This is a genomic window from Streptococcus vicugnae, from assembly GCF_016461705.1.
GTDB classification, from domain to species: domain Bacteria; phylum Bacillota; class Bacilli; order Lactobacillales; family Streptococcaceae; genus Streptococcus; species Streptococcus vicugnae.
This window is the reverse complement of sequence record NZ_JAEMHW010000002.1, coordinates 661114-687837: the sequence shown is the minus strand read 5'-3', so window position 1 is coordinate 687837 and position 26724 is coordinate 661114. Positions and strand designations below refer to the sequence as shown.

Here is a 26724-nt window from a genome sequence, read left to right as displayed (position 1 = left end):
TGATGTAGTTGGGGGTTGCCCCCTGTTAGATATGGTAGTCGCTTAGCAAAAGGGAGTTTAGCTCAGCTGGGAGAGCATCTGCCTTACAAGCAGAGGGTCAGCGGTTCGATCCCGTTAACTCCCATTAACAATGGTATATAAACCAAAAGGTCCCGTGGTGTAGCGGTTATCACGTCGCCCTGTCACGGCGAAGATCGCGGGTTCGATTCCCGTCGGGACCGTTTGACTCGTTAGCTCAGTTGGTAGAGCATCTGACTTTTAATCAGAGGGTCACTGGTTCGAGCCCAGTACGGGTCATATTAATATGCGGGTTTGGCGGAATTGGCAGACGCACCAGATTTAGGATCTGGCGCTTAACGGCGTGGGGGTTCAAGTCCCTTAACCCGCATTAAATAAGAAGTTGCCGGCTTAGCTCAGTTGGTAGAGCATCTGATTTGTAATCAGAGGGTCGCGTGTTCAAGTCATGTAGCCGGCATAACCTTTTGTTAATAGTATTAGCTTAGGGCGCATAGCTCAGCTGGTTAGAGCGCACGCCTGATAAGCGTGAGGTCGGTGGTTCGAGTCCACTTGTGCCCATTTATTAATATGGTCCGTTGGTCAAGGGGTTAAGACACCGCCTTTTCACGGCGGTAACACGGGTTCGAATCCCGTACGGACTATTTTATTTATTTTTGTTTAAAAGGTTTAAAAAGAAGGCTTTGGCCTTCTTTTTTTCAATCTAATTCATGTGGTAGTAACAGTGTTTCAGTTCCAGATTGGTCAATAAGGTAGACGATGGTTGGAAAATAGGGATCATATGGATAGTTGTAATCGAAAGAAATTACTGTCTGGTTTGTTTGATTCTGGTACCTAATAGTTAGTTTCCCGTTATTTTCAGTCAAGCGAAATCTAATGACTGAATCAAGTGGGAAGACACCTCTGAGGTAGTTATCAAGAATATCCCAGAAAGTATCAATAATTTCATGTGGAAGACTTGTTGCTACGCCAAAACTAGCGTATCTTTCTTTACTGATTTCAAATGCCATATAGTAACTCCTTCCTTTAGCGTAAAAGCACCCCTTGTGGAGTGCTCGCAACTTTAACGATTCTTAAGTTCAAGATAACGTTTGTACCAAATGTTAATATAGGCTTCTGAAAATGGTCCTTTTTCATTGTTAATCCAATCAACAAGTATTTTGACATTCTCTTTTAAAATAAAATCAATGTCTGGAGAGTAGCCCATTTCTTCTTTGTGTATTTCGTACTCGTCGACATCAAGTAGTCTTTTTTCACCATCCGCAAAGACTTTGACATCTAAATCGTAATCGATATACTTGAGGGCTTCCTCGTCCATGACGTATGGACTAGCAAGATTGCAGTAGTATGAAACACCGTTATCTCTTATCATTGCAATAATGTTAAACCAGTATTTTTTATGGAAATAAACAATGGCTGGTTCTCGCGTAACCCAACGTCTCCCATCACTTTCAGTTACTAGTGTGTGATCGTTAACTCCTATAACAGCATTGTCTGTTGTTTTTAGTACCATAGTGTCGCGCCATGTTCGGTGCAAACTACCATCATGCTTATAACTTTGAATTGTAATAAAGTCGCCTTCCTTAGGTAATTTCATGCCTTACCAACTTTCTACAATTAAACTTATCTGTTATAGTTTATCATAATTTTCTGAAAAAGGACACTTAGAAATGCAATTTATTTCACAAATAATCTCTAAGTGCACTTTTAATGTCGTCATACAAGAAGCCTTTTCGGGCAAGAGCTTGTGTTAATCGTTGGTTTAGTTCGTAACCTTCATATTTTTTACTAAATTTTCGATACTGTTTATCAAGTTCTTTATTTAAAAGCTCGAATTCTTGCTCTTCATCTTTTTCAACATCAAGTGTTTCAAAGGCATTTTTTGCTTCGGAGTAAGAGAAACCTTTGTTCATCATATTTTGGATGATTTTATCTTTAAGTGTTTTTGTTGAGAGTTTGTTTTGGTACTTTCGTAAAAGTTTTTGAGCTGTTTTTTCTGCAAGGTCTGAAAAGTCTAAATTTGCTAATTGATGGTCAATAAGCTGAGCATCAACTCCTTTTTGAAGTAATTTTTGTTTTAAAACATAGCCACCTTTATCACCTGATGTAAGGTTTTGTGATAAATATGTCTCGACATATTGAGCATCATTGATCCAGTTTTCTTTTTTGAGATTTTCAATGATTGTTGGAATGTATCGGCTATCAATTTCATTCTTTTCTAGGTATGTTTTCACTTCATTTGCAGTGCGTTGTTTGAAGGAAATTTGATAAAGAGCCAGATTTTTACCATATGAAAATTGAGCATATTTTTGAATATCTTTCAATGTTTTTTCGTCAATTTCCATATTTTTACTTAACATAAAGTGAACAATAGTGTCTTCTGTTACGTAAAGTTTATCTTTCTCGTCAATTTCTAAAAGATATAGCCTTTTTTTCTTTTCGATTTTAGTGATTTTCATACATTCATTATAACAAAAATGTTAAAATAGTAGTGATTAAAGTATAGGGAGGTGATGTGGTGAGAGATAGTAAAATAATTAATTTAGAAGAGTATCGTTTTTTAAGGGCGTGTGATGATGAGTTTAGTCACGAAGAAATTGCTGGTGATGATGATTTTTGGGAAGATGAAGACGATGCATTAAATTCTGAAACTTGGAATTTATATGAGGATCTGACGGAGCTTAAAAAGCGTGTTGATTATTATCAAGAACTCTTTGAAAAGAATGAGATTTCAGAGAGAGATTACTATTTTTCAAAAGTAAATCTTGGGATGTTATACAAACAAAATGGGCTTTATCAAAGAGCTCTTGAGCAATTTGAAGAGGTCTTTGAGCTTGATTCATCCGATCTTTTTGCCTGTTCCCATGAGATGATGGCTCTCTATATTTTGACTTCTCAGTACGATAAAGCTCTAGCTTTCTTCAAGGGAAAATCAGATGAACATGATATTTTATTAGAAGTACCTCTATTAGTTGGTGCTATTTTGAGTGGGCACGATGAAATGGCTCATCACTTGCTAGAGCTTTTGAATGTAAATGTGAAAGATTTTACTATTTTTTGCCAATCACCTGATTTTTTAATGGATGATATTATGTCTGTTGGGGCGTCTGGAATTCATCAAAAGGATAGTCTAGAAGCGGTATATGTCGGATTTTATCGCATTTTGCCCTTGTTAATGACTGCTGGAAATTATGTACAAGCTTACTTGAATGATTATTTTTCAGAGCATAAAGTTGGGCAGTCAGAAGTTGAATCCTTAGAATTTTTAACAGAATTCCAAATTGATATTTTGCTAGCACATGATATTTATCATTTGCAAGATTTTCAAGTTTGGACAGAAGCAGAAATTTTAGCCCTACCTCAGTTTGGTGAGGCGACTTTAGAAAAATTGAAAGAAGCAGGAGTTATATTTAGTCACTAATGAATTTGAAAGTAAAACAAAAAATTCCTTTGAAAATCAAGCGTATGGGAATTAATGGTGAAGGAATTGGATTTTATAAGAAGACTTTAGTCTTCGTCCCAGGTGCTTTGAAGGGGGAAGATATTTTTTGTCAGATTACCTCAGTTAAGCGAAATTTTGCGCAGGCTAGGCTGCTTACAATCAATAAGAAATCAAAATTTCGTGTGGAACCAAAATGCCCGATCTATCAAAAATGTGGTGGTTGTCAAATCATGCATTTGCGTTATGACAAGCAATTGGAATTTAAAGACGATTTGATTGCACAGTCATTGAAGAAATTTAAGCCTGCTGGTTATGAAAAATTCGAAATTCGTCATACACTTGGGATGGAAGTGCCTTATCATTACCGTGCTAAGTTGCAGTTCCAGACACGTTCTTTTAAAGGTAATGTGAAGGCTGGGCTTTTTGAAGAGGGCAGTCACCGTCTTGTTGATATCAAGGATTGTTTGGTACAAGATGAGTTGACGCAAACAATTATCAACCGTGTGACAGAACTTTTAGAAAAGCATCATATTCCTATTTATGATGAACGCAAGATTGCTGGTATTCGAACTGTAATGATTCGTAAGGCAAAGTCAAGCAACCAAGTTCAAATTATTTTTATCACTAGCCGCGATATCTTCTTGGCACCTGTGATTAAGGCTTTAACAGCAGAATTTGAAGAGATTAAAGGAATTGCAGTAAACTATAATCATTCAAAATCAAGCGATATTTATGGCGAAAAAACAGAAGTTATCTGGGGTGATGCAGATATTTCTGAAGAGGTGTTGGATTACCGATTCAGCTTGTCACCACGTGCCTTTTATCAATTGAATCCTGAACAAACACAAGTTTTGTATGGTCAAGCTGTTGCAGCGCTTGATGTGACTGAAAATGACCATGTCATTGATGCATATTGTGGTGTTGGGACAATTGGTTTTGCTTTTGCTGATAAGGTAAAAAGTGTTCGTGGTATGGATATTATTCCAGAGGCAATTGCTGATGCTAAGAAAAATGCACAGCGTATGGGATTTGATAATACTCACTATGAAGCTGGGCGTGCAGAAGAGATTATTCCAAAATGGTATAAAGAAGGCTATCGTGCGGATGCTTTAATCGTCGATCCACCACGTACAGGTCTTGATGATAAGCTTTTAGATACTATTTTGAAGTATCAACCTGCTAAAATGGTTTATGTGTCATGTAATACAGCAACGTTGGCTCGTGACTTAGTAAAATTAAGTAAAGTTTATGACGTTCATTATATTCAGTCAGTGGATATGTTTCCGCATACAGCAAGGACAGAAGCAGTTGTTAAGTTAGTCAAGAAATAAGAAAATGATGAAACGTAAGGGGCTCCTTGCGTTTTTTAATAATCGTGAATTTGACAAGTGGTGTTATGTTTATTTTGACACTGGGCTACTTTATCGTTATACTAAATTATTGATTATTTTTGGAGGACCTGTGAGAATGGCCATTACGATTCGTTTGGCAAGCTTAGATGATGCAAAAGCTCTGCTTGATATTTATCGTTATTATGTTGAAGAAACAGCTATTACATTTGAGTACGATGTGCCTAGTTTAGAGGAATTTACAGCTCGTATGCGTACAATTATGGCCTTTTATCCTTATTTGGTAGCCGAAGAGGATGGCAAGATTCTTGGTTATGCTTATGCCTCTAAATTCCATCCTAGAGCTGCTTATGCTTGGTCAGCAGAAGCGACGGTTTATCTGGATAAGGCTGCGCGTGGTAAGGGTGTAGGACGTCAAATCTATGGAAAGTTAGAAGATTATCTAACTCAAATGGGTATCCTCAATCTTAATGCTTGTATTGCTTCAACTGATGTCGAAGATGCCTATCTGACAAATGGAAGCGAGAAATTCCATCGAGCACTTGGTTATCAATTGGTTGGAAAATTTCATGATTCGGGTTATAAATTCAACCGTTGGTATGACATGATTTGGATGGAAAAAATGCTTGGAGAGCATGGAGCGGACGTTGCACCAGTTAAGTCCATTCATGAGATTACAAAAAAAGCTTAACTCTTTTGAGTTAGGCTTTTTGACTATGTTTGCTGATGATATCAAAAAAATCTGAGATTGATGTCCCAGATTTTCGATTTATATTAAGCAACGGTTTCTTGAGCAAGACTTTCTTGTCCTTGGCTCTTCTTCCAGATGATAATTCCTACGAAACCTTGTGCCACCATACCTAGGTAACTGAAGGCAACAATTGGGTTTCCGATAGATAGGTAAAGGATGAAACTGAGCAAATCAACAACTAGCCAAATGTAGTAGCCATCGATGTGACCTTTGACTTGACGTTGTTGGGCAGTAAAGGAAAGACCATTTGTGATGGCATCAAGGACAATTTTTTGTCCTCCCATCCAGTAAGAAATAAATCCTAAGCCAAATGTCCAGAAGAAAACAGCGATAAGAACGTCTTTTAGACTGAATTTTTTATCAACAACTAATTCACCATTATCATTGCGGCGTTTTTTCCAGTTATAATGACCGATAAACTCTGTTGCAAGGTAGTAGCAACTTTTGAACATTTCACCGTAAACACCTTGAATGCCAGCCACTAAAATCCCAGCAACATTTTGAATACCATTGGCTTTAAAGGTATGTTGCCACTGAATCGCTAACGTCCATGTCCCAACAAAACCAAAGATAGACATGATAATTGAGAGAACATGCAAAATGTTAAGGTTTCCTGAGAAGAGTGTTGGAATCATTCCATAAAGAGTAAATCCGAGAGAAACTAAGAAGGCAAAGACTACGAAAATCTTTTCTTTAAGGTCAAAACGATTCCAAGCGTTATTAAATGATTCTTTTAGTGATAATTGTTTTTTCAAAAAATGTTAATCTCCAATTCCAATTGATTTCATTTCTTGACGGATCATTTGGTACACTTTATCCCAGTCCTCAGCTTTGGTAACATCGAGGTTGTCGGTGTTGATTTTCATTTTGGGACTGTATTGGTAATCTTCATACCATTTAGTGTAGTGCTTGTGAAGGAGTTTGTAGTAATCTGTTAGACCATTTTCGTCATCTGGTTGTTCAAAATCACGTCCACGTTTTTTGATATTTTTCATGATGTGGTCGAAACTTCCTTCGAGGTAGATAAGCAAATCAGGAGCTTTTTTAGGAAGTCCGTCAATTTCCTCCATCATGTTGTCTAGCAATTCCAAATAGATATTGTATTCTTGATCACTGATGCTTCCTTGAAGGGTATTGATATAAGTGAATAAAGCATCTTCGTAGATTGAACGGTCTAAGACATTATTGTCTGCTTCGTAAGCTTCTTTGATTGATTTGAAGCGCTTGTTCAAGAAGTAAATTTGTAAAGCAAACCCATATTTTTCTGGGTCTTCATAGTATTTATCTAAAATTGGGTTATTATCAACAGGTTCAAAGAAAGCTGTTGTGCCAAGTTCTTTGGCTAAGAGAGAAGTGTAGGTAGTTTTTCCGACTCCTATCATTCCTGCTAGAATAATCACGATGGTAATGCACCTCCAGTATGCTTTTTTATTTTGTGAATATGTGTAAAATGTTAATGTATGTGTGATAGCTTAGGCTATCTGTTTTATGAAAAGGTTAGTAAATGTATGTTTGGGTGAGTATTATGGTGTGGAAATAGGTGAAACATGTCCTCCTTTCCCAATATAATATCTATGTTTGACAAATTAAGGCCTTGCCTTGTCGAGACAATTTTTCAGACACAATATCTTGTGCCCGGATAAAATAGTAGCACTATATTTTGTGTTTGACAAGAGTTTAAAACTGATTTTTTTGGATTAAAAAGTCAAAGATAGCTAAAAATCAAGCATTAACAGCAATAAAAAAATTTCAAAAAAACTCAGCTAATAAGGCTGAGTTTCTTAGACTATTATTGAAATACTTGAGTTGCAAAGCTTAAGGCAAGGTTTGCAATGCGGTCTTTGGTTTCCAAATCAGCGTCGTTAGCTAGTGTTCTAGCGTCCCATGTTTCGGCATCTAAATTATCAGCTGAGTAAAAGAATTGGAAATGGTTTATTTTTCTAAAGTCAGCAAGTGCAGCAATGGCAGAGCATTCCATATCAACAGCAATAGCGCCTTGTGCTTTCCTGGCTAACATTTTCCCATGTGTTTCGCGGTAAATACCGTCAGTTGACCAGACTTTTCCTTCGGTATAAGAGATGTTTAGCTGATCAAGGAAAGTTTTAAAATGCTTGCGATAAGTATGGTTAAGGGAAATTTCATCAGCTGCAGGAGCATAGTGATAGCTTGTCCCTTCGTCGCGAATAGCTGTTGTAGGGATAATGATTGATGTTTCTTTGATATTGCTATCAAGTACTCCACAAGTCCCAAAGACAAGCAAGTTTTCAGCCCCCATGGCGATAATGTCTTCTAAGATAGCCACGCAGCCACTGGCTCCAACATAAGAATTGAAAAAGGCAACTTCTTGACCGTGAAAGTCTAGTGCATAAACCGGAATTTCGAGATTAGCCACAGTTGTTTTGGTAAGTTTACGGTGCGGAAATTCAGCTAAGATTCTCGCAAAAGTGCCTCTTGCAAAACAAGTTACAGCGGTTTTTGGAAAATCCGGCAGTGCTTGTACGATATCTTTTGGATTGATAATAGCTTCTTGTTTAGCATCAAATTGCGATAAAATCATTTTAAAACTCCCTTCCAAGAATATCTTGTCAAAATATTTTTAATATTCTATCTTACATGGTAGAAAAAGACAAGATTGTATGAGTAAAAAGTTGTCAAATTTTCAGCTATTTCAATGATTTGACCTATCTTTTCAGAAAAACATCTTGAAAAAGAAGCTGTTTCATGGAAATCATGTTACAAATCCTTTACAAGGCTCTCATTTTATCAAGGTTTGTGTTATAATATGACCTAGGAAATCAGACGAGAGGTATTTATGACTTACGAACAAGAATTTTTAAAAGAATTTGAAGCTTGGGTAGATTCACAAATTACAGTTAATGAAATGGCAATGGAAGCCAGCCGTAAAATTGTGGAAGAAGATAAGGATGAACGTGCTGCTGATGCTTACATCCGTTACGAAAGTAAGTTAGATGCTTACCGTTATATCCAAGGCAAATTTGCTAATTATAAAGCCGGTAAAGGTTTCCACGAATTACCAGATAATCTTTTAGGGGAGAGAAATTATTAAAAATGGCAAAGAAAAAGAATCGTAAAAAAGAGTATTTATTGAAATTAAAACGTGCAGGTATCATCAAAACAGCTGCTGCATCAACTGCTAAAGCTGCTGCTAACGTTGTTTCAAAAGCGACTCTTACTTTGGAAGAATTTTCAGCGATTTCTGCCGTAGAAGGCATTCGACCAAAACTTGTTGAGACACTTTACAATGAAGGACTCAAATCAGTTTCTGATTTTGCTAACTTCACTGAAAAAGAAGTTTTGGACTTTAAAGGAATTGGTCCAGCAACAGTTAACAAACTTAAAGAAAATGGCGTAGCTTTCAAAGCTTAATCCATTTGCGTTAGCTGACCAAATCTGTTAAAATAATAACATTCAGAGGTGTCTTGAAGACCATTTGTTACAGGGAGCGGTGTTATTGAGAAATCCGCACAAATGTCGAGGCTGGTTGCTGAAGGTTGTAACTGAATAACAAAGTTGCGAGTGCTAGTCACTCGAATGTGGGTGGTACCGCGGATTTATAAAAGTTCGTCCCTGTCGAAAGACAGGGGCGATTTTTTGATTGTAGGTGTTAACAGATGAAAAAAACGTTTAATACTTCAAAATTTTATTATGCTTTTCCGATTTTTATATTAGGTTATAAAGATGAAAAATTTTCCTATAACATTACGACATGCAGTTCATCGTTTAGTCTGGGTGATATGGTAGTTATTGGAATGTTTAAGGGGAGTAATGCAGTTAAGCAAATTAGTAAATTTAAAGAATTTACGATTAATATTCCAACTAAGGAACAAGGTTTTTTAATGGAAAAAGCCGGTTTCTTAACAAAAAGAGATAAGTTGACATTATTATCAGTTCCTTATGAATTATCCTCTGTAATAGATGCTCCATTATTAGAAAAATGCCCTGTATCTATGGAGTGTCGGGTAGAGCAGATTCAAGAATTTGGTGAGTACGTCAATTTTACAGCTCGTATTATTAATCGTTGGTGTGATGAGACATTACTTGATACTAAAGGGAATTTTAAGAGTGCTATATTCTCTCCAATTGAGTATATTGGTGATGAAAAGCGACGTGTTTATCGTTATTTAGATGACAAGAATAGTGATAAACTAGGAACTTTTATAAGGAGTTCAAAATATGATTAAAATTTTAGGTCAGATTAAGGACAGTAAACTTCCTGATACTGAGACAGAACGGCTATATTTGCGTCAACGTCTGGTCTCAGATGCTGAGGATATTTTTGCTTATGCGAGCTTGCCAGAAGTGACTTGGCCAGCTGGTTTTCCACCTGCAGAAAGTGTGGAAGCAGAGGCATATTATCTTGAAAACATTATGCCAAAGCGCTGGGTTGAGCAAAAGGTACCGTCTGGTTATGGTATTTGCTTAAAAGGGACAAATAAAGTCATTGGCTCGGTTGATTTTAATAAGCGCCATGCTGATGATGTTCTTGAAATGGGCTATCTGCTTCATCCAGATTATTGGGGGCAAGGACTCGTGCCAGAAGCTGCGCGTGCGCTTTTAGAAGTTGGTTTTAATCTGGTAGGCCTCCATAAAATCGAAATTGAATGTTATAGTTACAACAAAGCTAGCCAGCGTGTAGCTGAAAAACTTGGCTTTACTCTTGAATCAAAAATCCGTGATCGTAAGGATGCACAAGGAAAACGTTGTGATTTATTACGTTATGGATTGTTAAAAAGTGAGTGGGAGAAGTTATAAGCAGCACCTGATAAATTGAATTGATTAACTTATTGAAAAAATTGTAGAAAGGACACATTATGTCAAAAGAACTTTCACCAAAATATAACCCAGCTGAAGTTGAAGCTGGTCGTTATCAAAAATGGTTGGATGAAGATGTTTTCAAGCCTTCTGGCGATAAGAAAGCTCATCCGTATTCTATCGTTATTCCACCACCAAACGTAACTGGTAAACTTCACCTTGGTCACGCTTGGGATACAACTTTGCAAGATATTATTATCCGTCAAAAACGTATGCAAGGTTTTGATACTTTATGGCTTCCTGGTATGGACCATGCGGGGATTGCAACTCAAGCAAAAGTTGAAGCACGTCTTGCTGAAGATGGTATTTCACGTTACGACCTTGGTCGCGAAAAATTCCTTGACAAAGTTTGGGAATGGAAAGATGAATACGCATCAACAATCAAACAACAATGGGGTAAAATGGGTATCTCTGTAGATTACTCACGTGAACGTTTCACCCTTGATGAAGGTTTGTCAAAAGCAGTTCGTAAAGTCTTTGTTCAACTTTACAAAAAAGGTTGGATTTACCGTGGTGAATTTATCATCAACTGGGATCCAAAAGCTCGTACAGCTCTTTCTGATATCGAAGTTATTCACAAAGACGTCGAAGGTGCTTTCTACCACATGAACTACATGTTGGAAGATGGTTCACGTAGCCTTGAAGTAGCAACAACTCGTCCAGAAACAATGTTTGGTGACGTTGCCGTTGCGGTTAACCCAAATGACGATCGTTACAAAGATTTGATTGGTAAAAATGTTATCCTTCCAATCGTAAACAAAGCTATTCCAATCGTTGGTGACGAACACGCTGACCCAGAATTCGGTACTGGTGTGGTTAAAATCACTCCTGCACACGACCCTAATGACTTCTTAGTTGGTCAACGTCACAACTTGCCACAAATCAACGTCATGAACGACGATGGTACAATGAACGAACTTGCTGGTGAATTTGCTGGTATGGATCGTTTCGAAGCTCGTAAAGCTGTCGTTAAAAAATTGGAAGAAATCGGAGCTCTTGTTGAAATCGAAAAAATGGTTCACAGCGTTGGTCACTCAGAACGTACAGGTGTGCCAGTTGAACCTCGTTTGTCAACACAATGGTTCGTTAAAATGGACCAATTGGCTAAAAATGCTATTGCTAACCAAGACACTGATGACGAAGTGAAATTCTACCCACCACGTTTCAACGATACTTTCCTTCAATGGATGGAAAATGTTCACGATTGGGTTATTTCTCGTCAATTATGGTGGGGTCACCAAATTCCTGCATGGTACAATGCTGAAGGCGAAATGTACGTCGGTGAAGAAGCTCCAGAAGGTGACGGATGGACTCAAGACGAAGACGTGCTTGATACTTGGTTCAGTTCAGCGCTATGGCCATTCTCAACAATGGGTTGGCCTGATACAGAAGCAGAAGACTTCAAACGTTACTTCCCAACATCTACATTGGTAACTGGTTACGATATCATCTTCTTCTGGGTATCACGTATGATTTTCCAATCATTGGAATTCACAGGACGTCGTCCATTTGAAAACGTGCTTATCCACGGTCTTATCCGTGACGAACAAGGACGTAAAATGTCTAAATCGCTTGGTAACGGTATTGACCCAATGGACGTTATCGAAAAATATGGTGCTGATGCGCTTCGTTGGTTCTTATCAAACGGTTCTGCACCAGGTCAAGACGTTCGTTTCTCTTACGAAAAAATGGATGCAGCTTGGAACTTCATTAACAAAATCTGGAACATCTCTCGTTACATTTTGATGAACAATGAAGACCTTACACTTGAACAAGCTAGCGCTAATGTTGAAAAAGTTGCTGCTGGAACAGCTGGTAACGTGACTGACCGTTGGATCCTCCACAACTTGAACGAAACAATCGCTAAAGTCACTGAAAACTTTGATAAATTTGAATTCGGTGTGGCTGGTCACATTCTTTACAACTTCATCTGGGATGAATTTGCTGACTGGTATGTTGAGTTGACTAAAGAAGTGCTTTACAGCGACAATGAAGACGAAAAAGTTATCACTCGTTCAGTTCTTCTTTACACACTTGATAAAATCCTTCGTTTGCTTCACCCAATCATGCCATTCGTAACTGAAGAAATCTTTGAACAAATTTCTGAAGGTTCAATCGTAACAGCTGAATACCCAACTGTTAACCCAGCATTTGAAAATGAAGCTGCGCACAAAGGTGTTGAAAGTCTTAAAGACCTTATCCGTGCCGTTCGTAACGCACGTAGCGAAGTGAACGTTGCACCAAGCAAACCAATCACACTTCTTGTTAAGACAAGCGACAAAGAATTGGAAGATTTCTTCAACAGCAATGTGAACTATATCAAACGTTTCACAAATCCTGAAAAACTAGAAATTTCTTCTGATATTGAAGCTCCAGAATTGGCAATGTCTAGCGTTATCACTGGCGCAGAAATCTTCTTGCCACTTGCTGACCTTCTTAACGTTGAAGAAGAATTGGCACGTCTTGACAAAGAACTTGCTAAATGGCAAAAAGAATTGGATATGGTTGCACGTAAACTTGGCAACGAAAAATTCGTCGCTAACGCTAAACCAGAAGTTGTCCAAAAAGAACGCAACAAACAAGTTGACTACCAAGCTAAATACGACGCAACAGTTGCGCGTATCGAAGACATGAAAAAGTTGGTGAAATAATAAATCGATTATAAAAGAACGCCCCACTTCAACTAATGGTTGAGGTGGGGTTATTGGTTTGTTAAAAATAAAACAAGTCTTCAAATTTTTTATCGAGGGCAATACACAATTTTAAGTGAGATGGAGAAGTTGTTAGGAGATAATAAAATTGAAAAATATTATAAACGGAATAGGTTTGTTTATCACATATGGAATACCCGTTTTATCATTTACTTAATCACTTATTTAGGAACTAAACAAGGAGTTGTGCAATCTTTCAAATACCCTACTTCCTTATCCGAGTTCTCAGTAATTATCTCCATAATATTAGTTGTTTTATTACTTTTATTCTTTGGCTTAAATATTTTGGTTAAAAGGTTATTCAATTTAATTTTAGTATATAAACTAGGACAAAAACAGAATTAGTTAATAGGCTTAACTCCATGAGTATAGTCCTTGCTCCCATATTGATTATTGTAGTAAAAATTTTCTTAAGGTAATTATAGAACTGGAATGTTTAGGTTATATAAATAGGAATTTCAAATATTATTAGGTGTTTAGAATGGATTAAATAGGTATAAGAATGTTTATAAATTGACTAAGGAAACACAGTCTAAAGACCGTGTTTTTTTGGTATAATAAAATTAAAAAATTTAGGAGACATGGTTATGAATATAAATGGTGTACTAACAACTTATGAAGAATTAACTGAGCATAATTTTGAGTTGTATGATGCTTTTGATAAAGAGGGAGAGTTTCTTTTGAAACTAGAATTTAGAGGGTGGAATAAATTCAAAAGTAACAGTTTAGTATGTTATTTTACTGATAGAGAAGGAAAACGTTATCGTCTTTTTGCATGGAAACATGGAGAAATATATAATCCAAAAAGAAGTGAAATTAATATGGCAACTGTTCAAGATGGAACATGGTGGAAATGTACCGTAAAGCAGAATAGTAAAGGAAATATGGAATGGCTTACGGCAGAACAAGTACAAAAATAAAAATTTGAGCACTCGTTTAAGTTGTCCAGATACTATTCAATACAAAGGTCATATTTTTAGCATAATATGGCACAGTAATTTTTAAAGGATGGAGGGTAAAGTGGTGATAAGCTATATTTCTAGTTTTTTCCGTTTCATATTTAAAGTTTTTGGAGTAATACTACTTTTTACTGTTACTACCTTGTTGGTAGTATTGCCATTATTTAAGGAAAATAACATAATTGGGAAATTATATAGCTATATTGAAAAAAATGAAACTTATTTAGGCCTTATTTTTTCCATATTAACGATTATTTTGACTATTTGGTCAGTAAACAAACAGATTAGGGTTTCAATAGAACAATGGAATAGGCAACAAGGCGAACGCTATAGAGATGAGCAAAATAGGATAGAGGGTGAAAGAAATCGGCGAGAATTAGAAGAAAAGCAAGCTGCAATTGAAAGATTTGTTAGTAATGAAAGAGAGCTTCAAAAAGTTAGACCAACATTCATGGTCAATAAGGTTGGGAGTAATGGGAAAGAGAGTTATAAACTAGACGTTTATATAAATGATTCTTTTATTGATGATGTACGTATTTTTGTAAAAAGTTTTTCAGATAAAAATGATGTGATAAAATCAGAAAATATTGGAACTCTACAATCTGGAAATATTAACTTACCAATATTAAATCAAGATATTGAAGATATAGAATTTATTTTAATCTTATGTAAAACGATTTACCAAGAACAAATTTATTATTTCTACTATTATGGAGAAGTATCATTTCACCTTAGAAGAGTAATAAGTCTAGATGAGATAGAGAAATATAAAAAGTATCTAGATAGAAAATATTTAATAGAATTTATTGGTATAAAAGAACAGATAACAGAAAGAATTGAAATCTACAAGGAAACAATCAGTCAACCGGCAGTAAAAATACTTGCCTTGAAACGTTTTGTTCGAACTTTAGATAAAATTTATAGACAAGATAATACAGATTTTATAGATAGAATTTCTTCTGATGAAAACTTAAAGATTATGGAAATTATAGAAGAATACAACATAGGTTTACTATTAGGGAGGACTTTGAATTATATTGCAAATAAGAAGGGAACAGATACTAGGGAATTTTATGAGAGAATTTTACTAGTTATCCAAGAGTTACTTCGTGAAAAAGATATCTTTGTTGGTAATTTCCCATATGATAGGGATAGTAATTACTTTGAAAACAATATTGGTGGGTGGGCTAATAACAATAATCTAAATATCAAGTGGTTTTATGATAAATATATAAATTTTTCAGATAAAATGGATAAAAATTTTTTATTGGAATATATTAGAGATTTTGAAACTCTTCTTAATGCCATAAACTTTCAAAATCCAAGTGAAAAAATACAAATAGGCTTTTCATCAAGAAATATAGAAGTATTTTTAAATGAAAGTGTTGGTTTGGAAAGAGGAGTGGAAAGCCACCGATCAGAGTATCTTCTAGATAATTATAGTAAAAAAATTAGTAATATTCTGTATGATTTAACCAAGTGAATTAGTAATCACGTTTTAATATGATTTTATAAATTAGCTGATAAAGTATTATAGCTAAATATCAAGTTCGCTATGCTTCAACTTTTTCAGGGCTATGGATAAATTGGATAGGGGAAGACAGAAAGTCATTGCCCGATGGATTGATAAATATTTAATAGATGTTGTTTTTCCACAGGCGCTGGGAAAATATCTGGCAGGGATGTTGTCTGACTATATTCGCTTTCGTGTAGGATATTATATTATTACCAAGGTTAATGATGAGGACTTTGTCATTATGAATGTTCATATAGCAAAGTAATCAGAAGAATGGTATTTCAATCTATTTATCACGTTCCTATGTTGCTTCTGCTGGAGGTGATCGCGAAAGTACTGATATTTATGATGACGGTACAGTATATTTTGTCCAATGGTCGTCTGGTACAGCCTTTATCAGTTGATCTATCAGCTTATGATTGATGTGGTTGAGGAAAAGGTGGTTGGTTTACGCGTCACAGTGCCAAAACTGTTCCTTGTATGATGCCTTATATAACAGCCTTTTTCATGCCACGTGAAAAAAGGAGATCGTCCAAATGTCGTGCCAGATGGCGCTGTTAACTTTGCCTTTTTAGGACAATTTGCGGAGACGCAGTCTATCACCGAATATTCTATTCGAACAGGTATGGAAGCTGTTTACATGCTCTTGGATATTGACCGTGGTGTTCCAGAAGTTTGGGGGAGCACCTATAATGTGCGTGACTTGCTTCATGCGACAGTTGTGCTACGCGATGACAAGGCTATTACTGATATGAAGTTGAATTTTTTCGAAAAATTTATCCTCAAGCAAGCTCTTCGTAAGACAGAAGGAACCTGATATTGAAAAAAACTCTTACGAGAATATTACCTCATTCAATGATGAAAAGAAAGGGCTGGAAAATGCCATTCCAGCCTTTTTTTGTTATACTTATGCTAAACGAAAGGAGTCCTTATGTCATTTGAATCGGATATTTTTAGGAAAAAGCGGGTGGTGTTTGAGCGTTTGGTACCGTTTGGTTTTCAGAAATCACAGGGTGGTTATGAGTTCCGCGAAACTATTTTGGACGGCGCTTTTGAAGTGCGTGTTCATGTTGCGGCAGATGGGGAGGTGTCAACTCATGTGATTGATACTGATTTGAACGAGGAATATCTTGCCATTCATGTGGCGCAAGCAATGGGAAATTTTGTTGGGCAAGTCAGAGAAGCTTATCTTGCGGTGCTTGAACGTGTGGCGACAGCTTGCTTTGAAGCTCTGCCATTTCTCAATCCACAAACCAATCGTCTCGCACACTACTTGCAAGCGACATATGGCGACATGTATGACCATCCTTTTGAAAAATATCCTGATTTTTCTTCATTTCGCTATCCTGATAATCAGAAGTGGTATGGGCTTGTGATGACGATTGCGCGTGGCAAATTAGACCTTGGTGAGGAGCAGTGGCCGCAAGAAGCGCTGGATGACAAAGTTGAAATAATCAATATTAAGGTTGAACAAGCTAAGTTGCCTGAATTGATTGAAATCAAGGGCGTTTATCCGTCTTATCACATGAATAAGAAGTCTTGGGTGACTGTGGTTTTGGATGAGACTGTTTCAGATGATTTACTTTTTTCTTTGGTGGACAATAGCAGAGCTTTGGTGATTGGGAAGTCTTTAGGGAGTGGTAGTGGTCCAGATTATTGGATTATCCCAGCTAATCCAAAGTATTATGATATTGATGCGGAATTTGCAGCAAGCAAAATCATTTTATGGACGCAAAAAGCAAGTATTAAAAAAGGTGATTTTGTCGCGATTTACATGACTGCACCAACTAAGGCAGTTCGTTATTTTTGCCGAGTCCTTGAAGCTAATATACCAAATGATGCTTACCGAGATGATACTTCTATTAAGAAACTAATGAAAATTGAATTGCTACAGTCATTTTCTGATAACGAAGTAACCTTTGAACATCTAAAATCCTATGGTGTTAAAGCTGTACGCGGCCCACGACGAATGACCAAAGAATTGATTGCTTACATTAAACCATTACTAAGATAAATCAAACACCGTACGATGTGTGGTGCTTTTTTGAAAATAATTTGAAAGAATATTGCAAAACGACCTTTTCAAGCGTATACTGTCTGAAAAAGGAGGTTTGTATGAAAAAAATTGAGAAGAAAAATACTGGACTTTTGGTTACAAGTAGTACAATTTCAAAAGTCGGAGATGTCTTATTTGATTATGTTAATAATTCATTTTTGGCTAGTATGAATGTCAAGTCAATGGTTTTAGTGGGAATCTATCAATCAACGGAAAATATCATTGGCGCTCTTTTTAATCTCTTTGGTGGTGTGATAGCGGACCGTTTTCGGCGAAAGAAAATTATTATATTGACTGATTTTTTAAGTGGTTTAATCTGTCTGATTTTGTCTTTTATCACTCAGCAAACTTGGTTGATGTATGCAGTGATTTTGACAAATGCTTTGTTGGCATTGTTGTCAGCTTTTTCGACGCCAGCTTATAATGCTTTTACCAAAGAAATTGTTGAAAAAGAACAGATTACACTAGTTAATTCTTATCTGCAGACGGTTGCTACGCTAGTTAAAATCATTGTGCCTATGCTTGCTTTGGGGATTTATCATGTGATTGGCATTAATGGGGCTTTGATTCTAGATGGCTTGTCGTTTTTATTATCAGCTATGATTGTAGTTTTTGTTCAACCTATTTTAGAAGAGACAAGTAAGAATGATGATTTTTCAGCCAAGGTCATTATCGATGATTTGGTTAGTGGCTTTAAGTATGTTATCAGTAATCGTCAGATTTATCTCTTGATTGCTCTATCAGCTGGAGTCAATTTTTTCATGGCAGGTTACAGCCTTCTACTTCCTTATGGTAATCAAATGTTTCCCAAAGTCACTGGAGATATTTATGCTACTTTTTTAACTGCAGAAGCTATCGGCGGAGTGATTGGAGCGGTAGTTAGTGGAAAAATTAGGCGAAAACTATCAACCAGTCAATTAATGGGAATGTTATTTGTCTTTGGTGGTTTTGTCGCACTTGCTCCAGTGCTTTATTTTGTGAAGCCAGAACTTTTTTTGCTGGTTTTATCACCTGTTGGTTCAGGGATTTTTATGACCTTATTTAACATCCATTCATTTTCTTTAATTCAAAGAGAAGTCGCTAGTGAATATTTGGGACGAGTATTAGGAATTGTTTTTACGGTTGCTATTTTATTTATGCCCCTTGGAACAGCTCTTTTTACAATCATTTTTAGTCCAAGCAATCCTGGAAATCTTCTCTATCTTGGCATTTCTGTTATGATACTGAGCCTTATTTTCTTGAGGTTATTACAAAGTAATGGATAACTGTCTATATTTAAATACTATTTCGACAACGACTTGATTATTAGAAAAAATTAAGTCGTTTTTTGTTTGGAGTTTCAATTTTTTTAATCATTCAAGTTAATTTTTGAGTTAAAAAATGGCTATAAATAGCTGTTTTACCATTCCTTGTCAGATTATCTAACATAAAATTCAAAAATATTGCGAAAATTTGCAAAAAAGTGTTTATTTTTTAAAAACATAGGTGTATAATAGCTCTATCGTTGTAAAGCGATCACGAAATACAAAATATACCTCACTATCGTTCATTATCATTTTGGTATTTCAAATTTAAAAAATTTTTAAGGAGGAGCATATGAAGAAAAGCTTTATTCATCAACAGCAGGAGATTTCTTTTGTCAAGAATACTTTTACTCAATATTTGATTGATAAACTTGGCATTGTTGAAGTGCAAGGACCTATTCTTAGTCAGGTCGGGGATGGTATGCAAGATAATTTGAACGGCGTTGAACATCCTGTATCTGTGCACGTTAAACGTATTCCTGATGCTGAATATGAAGTTGTTCATTCACTTGCTAAGTGGAAACGTCATACCTTAGCACGTTTCGGCTTCAATGAAGGAGAAGGGCTTTTCGTACACATGAAAGCTCTCCGTCCAGATGAAGAAGAATTAGACCCAATCCACTCAATTTATGTCGACCAATGGGATTGGGAAAAAGTTATTCCAAATGGTCGTCGCAACATCGAATACTTGAAAGAAACTGTTGAACAAGTTTATAAAGCTATTCGTTTGACAGAACTAGCAGTAGAAGCACGTTTTGATATTGAAGCTGTTTTGCCTAAGAAAATCACTTTCATTCACACAGAAGAATTGGTAGAACGTTATCCAGATTTGACACCAAAAGAACGTGAAAATGCTGCCGCTAAAGAATTCGGAGCTATTTTCCTTATTGGTATCGGTGGTATTTTGCCTGATGGTCAACGCCATGATGGTCGTGCACCTGACTACGATGACTGGACTTCTGAATCAGAAAATGGTTACCATGGTCTTAACGGTGATATCATTGTTTGGAATGAAGCTTTGGGTTCTGCATTTGAATTGTCTTCGATGGGTATTCGTGTTGACGAAGAAGCTCTTAAACGTCAAGTTAAAATCACTGGTGACGAAGATCGTTTGCAATTAGAATGGCATAAAGCTCTTCTCAATGGTCTCTTCCCACTTACAATCGGTGGTGGTATCGGTCAATCACGTATGGCAATGTTCTTGCTTCGTAAAAAACACATTGGTGAAGTGCAATCAAGTGTTTGGCCAAAAGAAGTTCGTGACACTTACGAAAACATTCTTTAGTAGAAGAAACTTAATTTAAGGACTAAAAAAGGTCGGCTGATACTCAGTCGGCTTTTTGATTATAAAAAAATCGCTAGAAAAACTTCTAACGACTTTAAGATTGCTGGCTACCAAGGTAGACCTGCAGCTGCAATTTCTGCTTTTGAAGCGTATTGTCCATTTGGGCGGTGCCATCTACCGCGATAATCTCTTTTATATCCACCAGCGGCTTGTTCTTGTTGTTGCGCTTGTTGAGCGGCAGCAGCGGCAGCTTGCTCTTGGGCTTGACGTGCAGCTTCAGCAGCTTGTTCTTGAGCTTGTCTAGCTTCTTCAGCTTTTCGAGCCTCTTCGGCTTGTCTAGCAGCTTCAGCTTCTTTGGCATCGATAGCTGAAACGACAGCATTGATACGGTTGTTAAAGGCATCCTTTTTAGCTGAATCAGATACCGCGTTTACTTTATTTTTAGCGTCATCAACGTTTTCACGGGTTTGATTAGCTTCTAAGTTTGCAACGGCGGCTTCGGCTGCAGTTTGAGCTGCCTGTTCTTGTTTTTTAGCTTCGATGGCAGCTTTAACAGTTACGATGCGCTTTTTAAGTTGTTTTTTTACTTTTTTATTTTTGACAGATTTAACTTTTTTTGTAGCTAAATCAAGATTTTCTTGGGTTTGATCTTTTTCAAGTTTTTTGACAGCTTTTTTAGCAGCTTTGATTGCTTTGTCGTCTTTTTTAACTGATTTACTTTTAGTCTTAGTATCAGCTAAAACGACATGATTGTTTCCAAATGACGCAGGGGTTAAAACTCCTAGGTCTTGAGATGTGCCAAGAACAAGGGCGGTCATCAATAATAGGGCAAGTTTTAGTTTCTTTTTCATTGTATCCTCCAAATAATTTGAACTATAAAAGTTTACACTAGAAGGATATCACTTTGAAATAGTTCTGTAAATATAGCAAAGAAAAAAATCGCTAGAAAAATTTCTAACGACTTTAAGATTGCTGGCTACCAAGGTAGACCTGCAGCTGCAATTTCTGCTTTTGAAGCATATTGTCCATTTGGGCGATGCCATCTACCGCGATAATCTCTTTTATATCCACCAGCGGCTTGTTCTTGTTGTTGCGCTTGTTGAGCGGCAGCAGCGGCTTGTTCCTGTGCTTGACGAGCAGCTTCAGCGGCAGCTTGCTCTTGTGCTTGTCTAGCTTCTTCAGCTTTTCTTGCTTCCTCAGCTTGACGAGCAGCTTCAGCTTCTTTGGTATCAATTGCTGAAACGACTGCGTTGATACGGTTATTGAAGGCTTCTTTTTTAGCTGAATCAGTTACTGCGTTAACTTTATTTTTAGCGTCATCAACGTTCTCACGTTTTTGATCATTTTCAAGTTTTTTAACAGCAGTTTCAGCAGAGTTAATAGCTTCTTGTTGTTTCTTAGTTTCAATAGCCGTTTTGACAGTTGCAATACGCTTTTGGAGTTTTTCTTTAATCTTTGTATCATCAACAGCGTTGACTTTGGTTGTAGCTGCATCGAGATTAGCTTGTGTTTGGTCATTTTCTAATTTCTTGACAGCAGCTTCAGCCTCATTTTCGATAGCTTTAACTTTTTGGTATTCTTTTTTACCAAGTTCAATATATTTAGCGTTTTCTTCCTTGAAATCGCTGAGTTTATCTTGACTATCAATTAAATCTGATTTAGCATTGTCTACTTCTTGACTGAGCTGCTCAATTTTAGTTTCAGCTTGGGTAAGTTCTTGACTTTTATTTCCTTGAGCAGAGAAACTACCAATCAATAAAACTGACAAGATTGTGATTGCAAGATTCTTCTTGTCTTTAAAGAATTTTTTTAAATCCATCATAACTCCTTTATCCTAAAAACTTTGATGATTGAAATTATCTTACTAATCATATCAAATCACATTTTTGCTGTAAAGGTGCTTGAGAATTTTTTAAGGCATTTTGCACGAATTTTGCTATAATGGTTCTTATGAGAGTTGTAGCAGGAAATTTTGGTGGGCGTCCTTTGAAGACGCTCGATGGAAAAATTACTCGTCCAACTACCGATAAGGTTAAGGGCGCTATTTTTAATATGATAGGTCCATTCTTTGACGGTGGACGTGTTTTGGATTTGTTTTCTGGTAGTGGTAGTTTGGCTATTGAAGCTATTTCGCGTGGAATGGATGAGGCGGTTATGGTCGAACGTAATCGTCAAGCGCAAGCTATTATCACAGAAAATATCAAAATGACTAAGGCTGAAAAGCAATTTCACCTAATGAAGATGGATGCTAATAAGGCTTTGGATGTTGTTAGTGGAAAATTTGATTTAGTACTTTTGGATCCACCTTATGCTAAGGAAGAAATTGTTAAAAATATTACAACGTTGGAAGAAAATGGTCTTTTATCTGAAGATGTTATGATTGTCTGTGAGACAGATAAATCGGTTGATTTGCCAGAAGAAATTTCAAACTTTGGTATCTGGAAGCAAAAAACGTATGGAATTAGTAAGGTGACGGTTTATGTTAGATAAACCAGTATGATTTAATCACTAATGGAGGCAGTATGGCTAAAATTGGTTTGGTGACTGGGTCCTTTGATCCTGTGACAAAAGGGCATCTTGATATCATTGCTCGTGCAAGTAGACTCTTTGACACGCTTTATGTGGGGATTTTATATAATAGAAATAAATCTGGTCTGTTTACGATTGCTGAGAGAAAGCAGATGCTAGAAGAGGCAGTAGAGCCTTATTCTAACGTGAAAGTAGTGACAGCACAGGATTCTTTAGCTGTTGACGTGGCAAGAGAGTTAAAGGCTGGCTATTTGGTTAGAGGAATTCGAGATGCTAAAGATTTGGAATATGAGGCAAGTATGGATTTCTTCAATCATCACTTAGCTAATGATATTGAGAGTGTTTATTTACTTACCTCACCTGAATGGCATTATGTGTCATCTAGTCGTGTACGCGAATTGATGCATTTTCATTCTGATATCTCAGCATTTGTTCCAGACAGTGTTGTGAAAAAAGTGGAGGAAAAATATGACAATCTTAAACGCATTTAAAGGGATTTTGAAAAAGTTAGGTCGTATTTTATACCGCTTAAAATGGTGGATTTTAGGAGCCGTGGGAACAATTTTTCTCATCTTTAGTCTATTCTATCCACTTGATTATTATATTGAAATGCCTGGTGGTGCCTACGATGTTCGTAGTGTTTTAACGGTTAATAATAAAGCTGATAAGGATAAAGGGTCTTATAATTTTGTAGCTGTAAGTGTGAGTCAAGCAACATTAGCTCAACTAGTTTACGCTTGGTTAACACCGCATACAGAAATTTCAACTGCGGCAGCGACAACAGGTGGCTACAGTAATGAAGATTATATGCGTATTAATCAGTATTATATGGAAACGTCACAAAATACAGCGACTTATCAAGCTCTAACTTTAGCAGGAAAAGATGTTAAGTTGAATTATGAAGGGGTTTATGTTTTAAACGTGACCAAAAATTCGACCTTCAAAGGGCTTTTGCATCTGGCCGATACTGTGACTGGTGTGAATGGTAAGACTTTTGAGAGTTCGCAAGAGCTCATGGCTTATGTTGCTGATTTAGATCTTGGTTCTAAAGTCACTGTTCAAGAAATTTCAAACGGTAAAACAAAAGAGGTTTCTGGTAAAATCATTGAATTGCCAAATGGTAAAAATGGTATTGGAATTGGCTTGGTTGACCATACCAAAGTGTTATCTGATGTTGATGTAGATTTTGATACGAGTGGTGTTGGTGGACCAAGTGCAGGTTTGATGTTTACCCTTGATATTTATGATCAAGTTAATAACGAAGACCTTCGTAAAGGTCGTAAAATTGCAGGTACTGGTACGATTGAATCAGATGGTTCTGTAGGTGATATTGGCGGCGCTGGTCTGAAAGTTGTATCGGCTGCTAAGTCTGGTGCGGATATTTTCTTTGTTCCAAATAATCCTGTTGATAAAGAAATATTGAAAAAAGATCCTGATGCTAAAACAAATTACGAAGAAGCCAAAGAAGCAGCAAAAGATCTTGATACAGATATGAAAATTGTTCCGGTAACAACGGTTCAAGAGGCAATCGATTATTTGAGAAGTACAAATTAATTATGAAACTCCTCCCTCTATTTAGTCTAGAGGAGGGGAGTTTTTATATTTTTCCAATCAGTTAATGTTTTCTTAAGCTTTATTGATTACAATGATTTAAAATGGAGCGGAAGAAACAAATTCAGAAGATTGGAGGGGCATATGACAAACTGGCAGAAACGTTTTATTATAGGCTTTAATATTGCAGCCTTATTTATTTTTTTAGATGTTAGTTTGTTAATCTTTATCAGGTCAGTTAACGGGAACGGCATTTACCAGACACTAGGGATGAAATGGATAACTTTCTCTATTTGGCTGCTTTGCTATGCTTCGTTATGGATGTTCCAGGGAATTGCTTATATGTTTGTTAAGCATGTGAAATTAGCTAAAAAGCACTAGAGCACTCACTGAGTGTCGTATTATATGTAACAGCTAGGTGAGTCATCTAGCTGTTTTTATTGATCATCGATTTGTAAAACCACTGAAATATCACTATTGTGGTTGAAAATGCTATAATATTTTTATGACAGAAAAGCTAACGATTTTACATCTGAATGATTGGCACTCTCATTTTGAGACCTATCCAAAAATCAAACGTTATTTTCAAGAATATCCTGAGACAGATGAGGTGATTCGTCTTGATATTGGTGATAATATTGACCGCTGGCACCCAATGACGGATATTAGTAAAGGAAAATGTAATGTTCAGTTGCTAAATGATTTAAAGATTGATTTTGCGACGATTGGAAATAATGAAGGTATTGGTTTAGCTAAAAACTGGTTAAATCAAGTTTACCAAGAGGCTGACTTTGATGTTATTTTAGGAAACTTAGAAGACGATAATGGTCGCCCCGACTGGGCAGTACCTTATAAAATTTATGAGACCAAAGCAGGAACTAAAGTTGCTTTTTTAGCCTATACTTTTCCTTATTATTTAACTTATAAACCAGGTGGTTGGACAGTTCTTGATCCCTTAGAGTGTTTAAAAAGAGATCTTGCAATCAAGGAAGTACAAGAAGCTGATTTTAGGATATTGCTTAGTCACCTTGGACTTCCTTGGGATGAGAAGATTACTACAAAATGCCCAGAGATAGATCTTATTATAGGAGCACATACACACCATGTCTTTGAAGATGGGGCGTGCCTTAACGGCACTTATATGGCTGCAGCAGGAAAGTACGGTCAGTTCGTTGGTGAAATTAATTTAAGTTTTGATAATCATGAATTAACAGACATCACCATTCACGCGCACGAAACTAGTCATATGGCTAGCAAACCTGGTGATAAAGAGTGGGTAGAAAATATTGTTTCAGATGGACGTCAGCTTTTAGATGGAGAAGAAATTAAGCAATTTGATGAAGACTTGACTTTAGAGTCTTCTTGTCAGCTAGTTATGGATGCTATGAAAGACTATGCTCATGCTGATATTGCTATGATAAATTCAGGTTTAGTTGTCGAACCATTTACTAAGAAAATAACCAAAGATACCTTGCACCATTCGCTTCCGCACCAAATGCGATTAGCAAGGTTAGAAATTACGACTGCTGAGTTAGCAGAAATTTGTCAGGATGTTTATTCGCAAGCAGAATTATTAGCTAGACAACAAATCCGAGGAATGGGATTTCGTGGTAAGAAATTTGGGACCGTTTTAACAAGTGGCTTTGCTTACAAAAACGGAAAAATAGTGTATAATAAAAAGGTTACGAATGAAAAGGACACTATCAGTTTAGTCTTGGTTGATCAATATTACTTTGCACGTTATTTTGAGACCATAAAATCTCACCAAGCAGAGTTACTTTTTCCCGAATTACTACGTGAACTGGTAGAGACCTACCTAAAAAAATAATATGAATTTTAGCGATTAAGAGAGGAGACCGATGAGAAAAGATATCTCTCCTGAAATGTACAATTACAATAAATTTCCTGGTCCGCAATTTGTGGCGTTTTCTGACCGTGTCAAGAGTGATGATATTGAATTGTTAATTTTGGAAAATGAGAAGAATGCTTTTGATGCAGCTGTTTTTAGTCAACGTTTTTCAGATATCTTGCTTAAGTATGACTATATCGTCGGAGATTGGGGAAATGAGCAACTACGTCTAAAAGGTTTTTACAAAGATGACCGAGACGTTAAAAAGGCTAATCGTATTTCACGTTTAGATGATTACCTTAAAGAATATTGTAACTTTGGCTGTGCTTATTTTGTTCTTGAAAATAAAGAACCACGTCCTGTGAAATCTGAAGAAGAAAAACAAGCAAGACGTCATAAATCACAAAAACGTTCTTCTGGTAAGAAAAAAGCAGAGCGCTCCGGCAATCAACACTTTACTAGTCAAAAACGTAAAGAAAGTAAAGGACGCAATGAACGCCACCAAAAACGTGAACAGCAAAAAGAAATTCAGTCGGCTAAACAATTTGTCATTCGCCGCAAAGAGAAATAGGAA

Annotated in this window: 28 protein-coding genes, 7 tRNA genes and 1 pseudogene; 28 read left to right on the top strand and 8 right to left on the bottom strand. The window is 36.5% G+C overall.

The features are described from left to right. Positions 1-51: 51 nt before the first annotated feature. From JG537_RS06955 to JG537_RS06925, 7 genes are all read left to right on the top strand, one after another. Positions 52-124: transfer RNA gene (locus JG537_RS06955), tRNA-Val, on the top strand. Between the two features lie 24 nt (positions 125-148). Beyond that, positions 149-221, top strand: a tRNA-Asp gene (locus tag JG537_RS06950). Positions 222-224: 3 nt separating this feature from the next. Beyond that, a tRNA-Lys gene (locus tag JG537_RS06945) sits at positions 225-297 on the top strand. Positions 298-306: 9 nt separating this feature from the next. Beyond that, positions 307-388, top strand: a tRNA-Leu gene (locus JG537_RS06940). 14 nt (positions 389-402) lie between these two features. Further along, positions 403-475 (top strand) — tRNA-Thr (locus tag JG537_RS06935). 27 nt (positions 476-502) lie between these two features. Continuing rightward, positions 503-576 (top strand) — tRNA-Ile (locus JG537_RS06930). 11 nt (positions 577-587) lie between these two features. Next, positions 588-659 (top strand) — tRNA-Glu (locus JG537_RS06925). A gap of 54 nt (positions 660-713) precedes the next feature. On the opposite strand, the gene JG537_RS06920 is transcribed toward JG537_RS06925, so the two are convergent. The 3 genes from JG537_RS06920 to recX form a co-directional block, all read right to left on the bottom strand. Beyond that, positions 714-1025, bottom strand: a complete 312-nt coding sequence (locus tag JG537_RS06920) for a DUF960 domain-containing protein (RefSeq protein ID WP_132870052.1) — start codon at positions 1023-1025, stop codon at positions 714-716. Positions 1026-1078: 53 nt separating this feature from the next. Next, the gene (gene ntdP, locus JG537_RS06915) at positions 1079-1612 is read right to left on the bottom strand and encodes a nucleoside tri-diphosphate phosphatase (protein ID WP_199544524.1); all 534 of its coding nucleotides are present in this window, start codon (positions 1610-1612) and stop codon (positions 1079-1081) included. Positions 1613-1697: 85 nt separating this feature from the next. Next, complete coding sequence (gene recX, locus JG537_RS06910; protein ID WP_199544523.1) at positions 1698-2474, bottom strand: recombination regulator RecX; 777 nt, start codon at positions 2472-2474, stop codon at positions 1698-1700. A gap of 59 nt (positions 2475-2533) precedes the next feature. Between recX and JG537_RS06905 the strand changes: the two genes are divergently transcribed. From JG537_RS06905 to JG537_RS06895, 3 genes are all read left to right on the top strand, one after another. Then, positions 2534-3436 (top strand): aldo-keto reductase family protein, encoded by a 903-nt coding sequence (locus JG537_RS06905; protein ID WP_246454340.1) that lies wholly within the window; start codon positions 2534-2536, stop codon positions 3434-3436. Further along, positions 3436-4788 carry a 23S rRNA (uracil(1939)-C(5))-methyltransferase RlmD gene (rlmD, locus tag JG537_RS06900; RefSeq protein ID WP_132869425.1) on the top strand — a complete coding sequence of 451 codons (1353 nt, stop codon included), beginning with the start codon at positions 3436-3438 and terminating at the stop codon, positions 4786-4788. Before JG537_RS06905 ends, rlmD begins: the two co-directional genes overlap by 1 nt. A 136-nt stretch (positions 4789-4924) precedes the next feature. Then, entirely contained in the window at positions 4925-5497 is a 573-nt protein-coding gene (locus tag JG537_RS06895; RefSeq protein WP_132869427.1) for a GNAT family N-acetyltransferase, read from the top strand. Positions 5498-5580: 83 nt separating this feature from the next. Here JG537_RS06895 and pnuC read toward each other — a convergent pair whose 3' ends face one another. The 3 genes from pnuC to JG537_RS06880 all read right to left on the bottom strand — a co-directional run bounded on the left by pnuC (position 5581) and on the right by JG537_RS06880 (position 8114). After that, positions 5581-6312 (bottom strand): nicotinamide riboside transporter PnuC, encoded by a 732-nt coding sequence (gene pnuC, locus JG537_RS06890; RefSeq protein WP_199544521.1) that lies wholly within the window; start codon positions 6310-6312, stop codon positions 5581-5583. A 6-nt stretch (positions 6313-6318) separates the two neighbouring features. Beyond that, a complete protein-coding gene (locus JG537_RS06885; protein WP_199544519.1) occupies positions 6319-6957 on the bottom strand; it encodes a deoxynucleoside kinase in 639 nt (212 codons plus the stop codon). Positions 6958-7346: 389 nt separating this feature from the next. Then, positions 7347-8114, bottom strand: a complete 768-nt coding sequence (locus JG537_RS06880; protein ID WP_199544517.1) for a nucleoside phosphorylase — start codon at positions 8112-8114, stop codon at positions 7347-7349. A gap of 255 nt (positions 8115-8369) precedes the next feature. Between JG537_RS06880 and JG537_RS06875 the strand changes: the two genes are divergently transcribed. The 12 genes and pseudogenes from JG537_RS06875 (at position 8370) to asnA (ending at position 20221) form a co-directional block, all read left to right on the top strand. Further along, positions 8370-8624, top strand: a complete 255-nt coding sequence (locus JG537_RS06875) for a DUF1912 family protein (RefSeq protein ID WP_004230643.1) — start codon at positions 8370-8372, stop codon at positions 8622-8624. A 2-nt stretch (positions 8625-8626) separates the two neighbouring features. Further along, positions 8627-8944, top strand: a complete 318-nt coding sequence (locus JG537_RS06870) for a helix-hairpin-helix domain-containing protein (protein ID WP_199544515.1) — start codon at positions 8627-8629, stop codon at positions 8942-8944. Positions 8945-9189: 245 nt separating this feature from the next. Next, complete coding sequence (locus JG537_RS06865) at positions 9190-9759, top strand: flavin reductase family protein (RefSeq protein WP_061459268.1); 570 nt, start codon at positions 9190-9192, stop codon at positions 9757-9759. After that, the gene (locus tag JG537_RS06860) at positions 9752-10330 is read left to right on the top strand and encodes a GNAT family N-acetyltransferase (RefSeq protein ID WP_199544513.1); all 579 of its coding nucleotides are present in this window, start codon (positions 9752-9754) and stop codon (positions 10328-10330) included. Before JG537_RS06865 ends, JG537_RS06860 begins: the two co-directional genes overlap by 8 nt. A gap of 59 nt (positions 10331-10389) precedes the next feature. Next, entirely contained in the window at positions 10390-13041 is a 2652-nt protein-coding gene (locus JG537_RS06855; protein ID WP_199544511.1) for a valine--tRNA ligase, read from the top strand. A gap of 647 nt (positions 13042-13688) precedes the next feature. Continuing rightward, a complete protein-coding gene (locus JG537_RS06850; RefSeq protein ID WP_199544509.1) occupies positions 13689-14021 on the top strand; it encodes a hypothetical protein in 333 nt (110 codons plus the stop codon). Between the two features lie 103 nt (positions 14022-14124). Further along, positions 14125-15543 (top strand): hypothetical protein, encoded by a 1419-nt coding sequence (locus JG537_RS06845; protein WP_199544507.1) that lies wholly within the window; start codon positions 14125-14127, stop codon positions 15541-15543. Between the two features lie 94 nt (positions 15544-15637). Then, on the top strand, positions 15638-15841 hold the full coding sequence (locus JG537_RS06840; protein ID WP_199544506.1) for a type II toxin-antitoxin system mRNA interferase toxin, RelE/StbE family: 204 nt from the start codon (positions 15638-15640) through the stop codon (positions 15839-15841). Between the two features lie 188 nt (positions 15842-16029). Further along, positions 16030-16435 (top strand): annotated as a pseudogene (locus tag JG537_RS06835) (oleate hydratase); the annotation flags it as partial. Positions 16436-16507: 72 nt separating this feature from the next. Beyond that, positions 16508-17590 carry an MmcQ/YjbR family DNA-binding protein gene (locus tag JG537_RS06830; protein ID WP_199544503.1) on the top strand — a complete coding sequence of 361 codons (1083 nt, stop codon included), beginning with the start codon at positions 16508-16510 and terminating at the stop codon, positions 17588-17590. Between the two features lie 101 nt (positions 17591-17691). Next, positions 17692-18897: an MFS transporter gene (locus JG537_RS06825; RefSeq protein ID WP_199544501.1), complete on the top strand. Its 1206-nt coding sequence runs from the start codon at positions 17692-17694 to the stop codon at positions 18895-18897. 331 nt (positions 18898-19228) lie between these two features. Continuing rightward, positions 19229-20221 carry an aspartate--ammonia ligase gene (asnA, locus tag JG537_RS06820; RefSeq protein WP_199544499.1) on the top strand — a complete coding sequence of 331 codons (993 nt, stop codon included), beginning with the start codon at positions 19229-19231 and terminating at the stop codon, positions 20219-20221. 107 nt (positions 20222-20328) lie between these two features. Here asnA and JG537_RS06815 read toward each other — a convergent pair whose 3' ends face one another. Both JG537_RS06815 and JG537_RS06810 read right to left on the bottom strand, forming a co-directional pair. Next, the gene (locus JG537_RS06815; RefSeq protein WP_199544498.1) at positions 20329-21072 is read right to left on the bottom strand and encodes a hypothetical protein; all 744 of its coding nucleotides are present in this window, start codon (positions 21070-21072) and stop codon (positions 20329-20331) included. A gap of 125 nt (positions 21073-21197) precedes the next feature. Further along, the gene (locus JG537_RS06810; protein ID WP_199544495.1) at positions 21198-22040 is read right to left on the bottom strand and encodes a hypothetical protein; all 843 of its coding nucleotides are present in this window, start codon (positions 22038-22040) and stop codon (positions 21198-21200) included. 131 nt (positions 22041-22171) lie between these two features. On the opposite strand from JG537_RS06810, the gene rsmD reads away from it, so the two are divergent. The 6 genes from rsmD (at position 22172) to JG537_RS06780 (ending at position 26721) form a co-directional block, all read left to right on the top strand. After that, a complete protein-coding gene (gene rsmD / locus JG537_RS06805) occupies positions 22172-22711 on the top strand; it encodes a 16S rRNA (guanine(966)-N(2))-methyltransferase RsmD (protein ID WP_199544494.1) in 540 nt (179 codons plus the stop codon). Positions 22712-22743: 32 nt separating this feature from the next. Further along, entirely contained in the window at positions 22744-23241 is a 498-nt protein-coding gene (coaD, locus tag JG537_RS06800; RefSeq protein ID WP_132869924.1) for a pantetheine-phosphate adenylyltransferase, read from the top strand. Continuing rightward, positions 23219-24304, top strand: a complete 1086-nt coding sequence (locus JG537_RS06795; RefSeq protein WP_199544490.1) for a SepM family pheromone-processing serine protease — start codon at positions 23219-23221, stop codon at positions 24302-24304. The genes coaD and JG537_RS06795 overlap by 23 nt, the downstream gene beginning before the upstream one ends. 141 nt (positions 24305-24445) lie before the next feature. Continuing rightward, positions 24446-24682 (top strand): DUF3923 family protein, encoded by a 237-nt coding sequence (locus JG537_RS06790; RefSeq protein WP_132869401.1) that lies wholly within the window; start codon positions 24446-24448, stop codon positions 24680-24682. Positions 24683-24806: 124 nt separating this feature from the next. Further along, a complete protein-coding gene (locus tag JG537_RS06785; protein ID WP_199544488.1) occupies positions 24807-26129 on the top strand; it encodes a bifunctional metallophosphatase/5'-nucleotidase in 1323 nt (440 codons plus the stop codon). 31 nt (positions 26130-26160) lie between these two features. Further along, entirely contained in the window at positions 26161-26721 is a 561-nt protein-coding gene (locus tag JG537_RS06780; RefSeq protein ID WP_199544487.1) for a YutD family protein, read from the top strand. Positions 26722-26724: the final 3 nt, after the last annotated feature.

What these genes read in the sequence shown, in the direction of transcription:
- JG537_RS06795 (WP_199544490.1), top strand. Translation starts at nt 23,219, where the DNA reads ATGACAATCTTAAACGCATTTAAAGGGATTTTGAAAAAGTTAGGTCGT.
- JG537_RS06815 (WP_199544498.1), bottom strand. Translation starts at nt 21,072, where the DNA reads ATGAAAAAGAAACTAAAACTTGCCCTATTATTGATGACCGCCCTTGTT.
- JG537_RS06780 (WP_199544487.1), top strand. Translation starts at nt 26,161, where the DNA reads ATGAGAAAAGATATCTCTCCTGAAATGTACAATTACAATAAATTTCCT.
- ntdP (WP_199544524.1), bottom strand. Translation starts at nt 1,612, where the DNA reads ATGAAATTACCTAAGGAAGGCGACTTTATTACAATTCAAAGTTATAAG.
- JG537_RS06880 (WP_199544517.1), bottom strand. Translation starts at nt 8,114, where the DNA reads ATGATTTTATCGCAATTTGATGCTAAACAAGAAGCTATTATCAATCCA.
- rlmD (WP_132869425.1), top strand. Translation starts at nt 3,436, where the DNA reads ATGAATTTGAAAGTAAAACAAAAAATTCCTTTGAAAATCAAGCGTATG.
- asnA (WP_199544499.1), top strand. Translation starts at nt 19,229, where the DNA reads ATGAAGAAAAGCTTTATTCATCAACAGCAGGAGATTTCTTTTGTCAAG.
- JG537_RS06860 (WP_199544513.1), top strand. Translation starts at nt 9,752, where the DNA reads ATGATTAAAATTTTAGGTCAGATTAAGGACAGTAAACTTCCTGATACT.
- JG537_RS06855 (WP_199544511.1), top strand. Translation starts at nt 10,390, where the DNA reads ATGTCAAAAGAACTTTCACCAAAATATAACCCAGCTGAAGTTGAAGCT.
- JG537_RS06830 (WP_199544503.1), top strand. Translation starts at nt 16,508, where the DNA reads ATGTCATTTGAATCGGATATTTTTAGGAAAAAGCGGGTGGTGTTTGAG.
- JG537_RS06785 (WP_199544488.1), top strand. Translation starts at nt 24,807, where the DNA reads ATGACAGAAAAGCTAACGATTTTACATCTGAATGATTGGCACTCTCAT.
- JG537_RS06850 (WP_199544509.1), top strand. Translation starts at nt 13,689, where the DNA reads ATGAATATAAATGGTGTACTAACAACTTATGAAGAATTAACTGAGCAT.
- JG537_RS06825 (WP_199544501.1), top strand. Translation starts at nt 17,692, where the DNA reads ATGAAAAAAATTGAGAAGAAAAATACTGGACTTTTGGTTACAAGTAGT.
- JG537_RS06865 (WP_061459268.1), top strand. Translation starts at nt 9,190, where the DNA reads ATGAAAAAAACGTTTAATACTTCAAAATTTTATTATGCTTTTCCGATT.
- rsmD (WP_199544494.1), top strand. Translation starts at nt 22,172, where the DNA reads ATGAGAGTTGTAGCAGGAAATTTTGGTGGGCGTCCTTTGAAGACGCTC.
- JG537_RS06790 (WP_132869401.1), top strand. Translation starts at nt 24,446, where the DNA reads ATGACAAACTGGCAGAAACGTTTTATTATAGGCTTTAATATTGCAGCC.
- JG537_RS06895 (WP_132869427.1), top strand. Translation starts at nt 4,925, where the DNA reads ATGGCCATTACGATTCGTTTGGCAAGCTTAGATGATGCAAAAGCTCTG.
- coaD (WP_132869924.1), top strand. Translation starts at nt 22,744, where the DNA reads ATGGCTAAAATTGGTTTGGTGACTGGGTCCTTTGATCCTGTGACAAAA.
- JG537_RS06840 (WP_199544506.1), top strand. Translation starts at nt 15,638, where the DNA reads ATGGATAAATTGGATAGGGGAAGACAGAAAGTCATTGCCCGATGGATT.
- recX (WP_199544523.1), bottom strand. Translation starts at nt 2,474, where the DNA reads ATGAAAATCACTAAAATCGAAAAGAAAAAAAGGCTATATCTTTTAGAA.
- JG537_RS06870 (WP_199544515.1), top strand. Translation starts at nt 8,627, where the DNA reads ATGGCAAAGAAAAAGAATCGTAAAAAAGAGTATTTATTGAAATTAAAA.
- JG537_RS06920 (WP_132870052.1), bottom strand. Translation starts at nt 1,025, where the DNA reads ATGGCATTTGAAATCAGTAAAGAAAGATACGCTAGTTTTGGCGTAGCA.
- JG537_RS06810 (WP_199544495.1), bottom strand. Translation starts at nt 22,040, where the DNA reads ATGGATTTAAAAAAATTCTTTAAAGACAAGAAGAATCTTGCAATCACA.
- JG537_RS06875 (WP_004230643.1), top strand. Translation starts at nt 8,370, where the DNA reads ATGACTTACGAACAAGAATTTTTAAAAGAATTTGAAGCTTGGGTAGAT.